This is a genomic window from Spongiibacter sp., assembly GCF_041602295.1.
Classification (GTDB): Bacteria; Pseudomonadota; Gammaproteobacteria; order Pseudomonadales; family Spongiibacteraceae; genus Spongiibacter.
Genome location: NZ_JBFIGO010000154.1, coordinates 1 through 4,510 on the forward strand (window position 1 = coordinate 1; position 4,510 = coordinate 4,510).

4 protein-coding genes are annotated in these 4,510 nt (G+C 58.3%); 2 read left to right on the top strand and 2 right to left on the bottom strand.

Annotation, left to right across the window (positions count from 1 at the left end):
* Positions 1–67 precede the first annotated feature (67 nt).
* Positions 68–1,687 carry a glucose-6-phosphate isomerase gene (pgi, locus tag ABYM29_RS14875; protein WP_372865574.1) on the top strand — a complete coding sequence of 540 codons (1,620 nt, stop codon included), beginning with the start codon at positions 68–70 and terminating at the stop codon, positions 1,685–1,687.
* 61 nt (positions 1,688–1,748) lie between these two features.
* Here pgi and ABYM29_RS14880 read toward each other — a convergent pair whose 3' ends face one another.
* Together ABYM29_RS14880 and galU are read right to left on the bottom strand one after the other, a co-directional pair.
* Positions 1,749–3,101 carry a phosphomannomutase gene (locus tag ABYM29_RS14880; protein ID WP_372865575.1) on the bottom strand — a complete coding sequence of 451 codons (1,353 nt, stop codon included), beginning with the start codon at positions 3,099–3,101 and terminating at the stop codon, positions 1,749–1,751.
* A gap of 3 nt (positions 3,102–3,104) precedes the next feature.
* Positions 3,105–3,938: a UTP--glucose-1-phosphate uridylyltransferase GalU gene (gene galU, locus ABYM29_RS14885; RefSeq protein ID WP_372865576.1), complete on the bottom strand. Its 834-nt coding sequence runs from the start codon at positions 3,936–3,938 to the stop codon at positions 3,105–3,107.
* A gap of 229 nt (positions 3,939–4,167) precedes the next feature.
* Between galU and fabA the strand changes: the two genes are divergently transcribed.
* Positions 4,168–4,510 (top strand): bifunctional 3-hydroxydecanoyl-ACP dehydratase/trans-2-decenoyl-ACP isomerase (fabA, locus tag ABYM29_RS14890; protein ID WP_372865577.1); only part of this gene is annotated, 343 nt, incomplete at its 3' end.

The window sequence follows — 4,510 nt, forward strand, 5'->3', positions numbered from 1 at the left end:
ATCCTAGCTGGCAGCGCGCCGTCGCTGCAGCGACGCACAAAACAACAAGGACGAGCAGGAGACTCACGTGGCACTGGCAACCCCGGACAAACAGCAAGCACTCTGGCAGGCACTGGCCGCAACACGCGACAAGTGTAACTCTGTCACCCTGCGCCAGCGCTTTGCCGCACAACCAGGGCGCGCAGCGCAATTTAGCGCCGAGCTCGGCCCGCTGTTTGTCGACTACTCCAAGCACCACCTAGACGCCGAGATCCATCAAAAGCTGATTGCACTGGCTGAAAACGCCGACATCCACCGTAAACTGGCTGCCCTGCGCGCCGGCGAAGCCTGCAACAACACCGAGCAGCGCAGCGCCAACTACGCCGCGCTGCGCAGCTGGGCAACAGCAGAATCCAGCGACGATGAAGGCATCGACGCCATGTACCGCCACATGGCCGAGCTGGTTGCCAGCCTGCGCAGTGGCCGCCGGCGCTCCTGCAGCGGCAAGCGCTACAGCCATATTGTCAATATCGGCATAGGCGGCTCTGATTTCGGCCCGCGACTCTTTAGCGAAGCGCTGAATGAAAGCCACCAGTCGGCCTTTCACTGCCACTTTCTCGCCAATATTGACCCCAGCTGCACGCACAACACCCTGCGCGAGCTGCCCGCCGACAGCACCCTGTTTATTATCGCCTCAAAGTCCTTCGGCACCCAGGAAACCCTGGCCAATGCCGCTGCCGCCCAGCAGTGGCTGCGCGAGCAACTTCCCGGACAGGACATCAACCAGCAGTTTGTTGCCATTACCGCCAAGCCCGAGGCGGCAATCGCACTCGGGGTTCCCAGCCCCCAGGTACTGGCGGTTCCCGACTGGGTGGGCGGGCGCTTCTCCGTGTGGTCGGGCTTCGGGCTGATTGTTGCCATCAATTACGGCTGGGACTGCTTCCTCGACATTCTGCGCGGCGGCTACGAGGTCGACCAACACATGCGCGACAGCAGCAGCGCCGATATGCTGCCACTAACCTTGGCCCTGCTGGACATCTGGTATCGCAACTGCTGGGGGCTCAACTCCCAGGCCATTTTGCCCTACTGCCATCGCCTCAAAGAGCTGCCAGACTATCTGCAACAGCTGTTTATGGAGAGCGCCGGAAAATCGGTGGACCGCCACGGCCAGCCGCTGACCGTTCGCAGCGGCGGCGTAATCTGGGGCAGCGAGGGCACCAACGGCCAGCACTCCTTTCACCAGTTGCTGCACCAGGGCAGTGACATCATCCCCTGCGACTTTATTACCGCACTGCGCGCACCGAACCCCATTGGCGAGCAACAGCAAGCCCTGCTCGCCAACTGCTTCGCCCAAAGCCTGGCATTGATGCAGGGCAAAACGGCCGAAGAGATCGCCGACGACAGCCCCGACCAACAGAGCAAGTCACTTGCCCACCACAAGGCCATGCCCGGCAACCGCCCCAGCACCACGATAGTAATGGACGAACTCAATGCCCGCTCACTGGGCTGCCTCATCGCCTTCTACGAATACCGACTGATCTGCACCAGCCTGATCTGGGACATCAACCCCTTTGACCAATGGGGCGTCGAGCTCGGCAAGCAGATCAGCCGCGAATTATTGCAAGCCCTCGACGACGACAGCCAAACGCCTGCGGTCGACAGCTCTACCGCCCAACTACTGGCGCGCAGCCGCCAGGCACTCAAGTAACAGGCAATAAAAAAAGCCGGACTGCAATGCAGCCCGGCTTTCAACAACACGCCACCGCAGCCTATAGCTGCGCCAGTAACTCCTCGGTTTTACTCTGCATCAGCGCGATATCGCCTTCGCTCTCGACATTCAAGCGCACCACTGGCTCTGTATTAGACATGCGCACATTAAAACGCCAGCCATCAAAGCTCATACTCAGGCCGTCGGTGTAATCCACCTCCGCCGCCGCCCCCACATAGCGCGCCTCAATGGCGGCGATGCTGGCCTTGGCATCGCCAACTTCGCGATTGATCTCACCGCTACAGGGGAATTTTGCCACCCGCTCTTCAACCAGCGAAGACAGTGAGGCCGACTTGACCGACATCAGCTGAGTCACCAGCAGCCAGGGGATCATGCCGCTATCGCAGTAGGCAAAATCCCGGAAGTAGTGATGGGCGCTCATCTCGCCACCGTAGGCGGCATTTTCCTTGCGCATCCGCTCCTTGATAAAGGCGTGACCGGTTTTGCTCTGCACTGCCTCACCACCGCGGCCCGCCACAATGTCTACGGTAGTCCAGGTCAGCCGCGGATCGTGGACAATTTTCTCGCCGGGCGAGTTCAACAGGAACGTCTCGGCCAGCAGGCCCACCACATAGTAGCCCTCGATAAATTCGCCGCGCTCATCAAAAAAGAAGCAGCGGTCAAAATCACCGTCCCAGGCAATACCCAAATCCGCCTGATGCGCCTGAATCGCATCAATGGTCGGCTGACGGTTTTCCACCAGCAGGGGATTGGGCACGCCGTTGGGGAAATTGCCGTCGGCCTCGTGGTGCACGCGGATAAATTCAAACGGCAGATGCGGCTCCAGCAAATCAACCACCCGCCCGGCACCACCATTGCCGGCATTAACGACAATTTTCAACGGCTTTAACGCCGCCACATCGATATAGCCCAGCAGGTGCTGTACATAGGCGGCACTGGTATCCAAGGCCTCGAGCGTGCCGCGCTGCGCGGCCGGCTCGGCAAAGCGGTTCTGCTCGGCCAGCGCCTTAATATCCAACAGCCCAGTGTCACCACTGATCGGCCTGGACTCCTCGCGGACAAACTTCATGCCGTTGTAGTCCTTGGGATTGTGGCTGGCGGTCACCGCAATGCCGCCATCCATACCGGCATGCGAGGTCGCAAAATAAATCTCCTCGGTGCCACACAGACCGATATCGTAGACATCCACCCCCGCATCGCGCAGACCGTTGCTCACCGCCGCCTTAATGGCCTCACTGCTCAGGCGAATATCGTGACCCACCACCACCTTTTTGGGCCGAATGACCTCGGCAAAGGCGCGGCCAATGCGGTAGGCGATATCTTCATTCAGCTGGTCGGGAATGCGACCGCGCACGTCATAGGCCTTAAAACAACTCAACTCGTTTTCTGTCATCACTCAGCCCTGACCGTCTTGGTAGATGTTTTCATAGACATAATTCGTCGCCTCAATAAAGCCCGGCACACTGCCGCAATCAAAACGCCGACCGCTGAACTTATAGGCCAGCACACAGCCATTTTGCGCCTGGGTCATCAGCGCATCGGTCAGCTGAATTTCGCCATTTTTACCCGGTGGCGTATCGCGCAAAATATCGAATATATCCGGCGTCAAAATATAGCGGCCAATCACCGCCAAATTACTCGGCGCCTCGTCAGCGCTGGGTTTTTCCACCATATCCTTAACCCTGAACAGGCCGCCCCCCATATCATCGCCGGCGATCACCCCGTATTTTTCGATCTCCGCCATCGGCACTTCCTGAATCGCGACAATGCTGCAGCGGAACTGGTTATACAGTTTCACCATCTGCCCCATCACCCCGTCTCCGTCGTTTAAACAGAGGTCATCAGACAGGATCACGCCAAAGGCCTCGTTGCCGACCAAGCTCTCGCCAGTGAGAATCGCATGCCCCAGACCCTTCATCTCGCGCTGGCGCGTCATCATAAACGTGCCTTCACTCAACACCTTGCGGATACTCGTCAGGTAGGACTCCTTGCTAGTACCGGCGATCTGATTCTCCAGCTCGAAGCTGATATCAAAGTGATCCGCGATGGCACGCTTGCCGCGGCCTGTCACCAGGGCAATCTGTTTCAGCCCCGCCTCTATCGACTCCTCAACACCGTATTGCACCAGCGGTTTGTTGACGATCGGCAACATCTCCTTCGGCATCGATTTCGTGGCGGGAAGAAAGCGGGTGCCGTAACCGGCAACGGGGAAAAGGCATTTCCTTATCATGATAGGTTTAGATCCTGTTCTTTTGGGTGAAGGCAGTACGTCGCGCGCCTTTGTCGACGAATTTTCCCAGTAGTGGGCGGCAATCGCAACGCCTATGGCACTTATACTTTGTCACACTGACCCCATATTGGCAGCAAGCAACGGGCCAATGTTGACATTTTAATGTGCTAAGCAGGGCCTTAATGCTACTATGCCCGTCACCATTTTCTCACTGACAAGCCTTTTTCTTATGTCTCTTACCCATAAAAATAGCTTTACAAAACAGGAACTCATCGACTGCGGCCACGGCCGGCTATTCGGTCCCGGTAACCCACGCCTCCCCGTCGACAATATGTTGATGCTCGACCGCATCACCCATATCAGCGGTGAAGGCGGCGAGTATGGCAAGGGCCAACTGGTCGCCGAACTCGACATCAACCCCGACCTCTGGTTCTTTGACTGCCACTTCATCGGCGACCCGGTTATGCCCGGCTGCCTGGGCCTGGACGCCATGTGGCAACTGGTCGGTTTCTTCCTAGGCTGGCGCGGCAATAACGGCAAGGGCCGCGCCCTGGGCGCCGGCGAGATCAAAT

What these genes read in the sequence shown, in the direction of transcription:
- ABYM29_RS14880 (WP_372865575.1), bottom strand. Translation starts at nt 3,101, where the DNA reads ATGACAGAAAACGAGTTGAGTTGTTTTAAGGCCTATGACGTGCGCGGT.
- galU (WP_372865576.1), bottom strand. Translation starts at nt 3,938, where the DNA reads ATGATAAGGAAATGCCTTTTCCCCGTTGCCGGTTACGGCACCCGCTTT.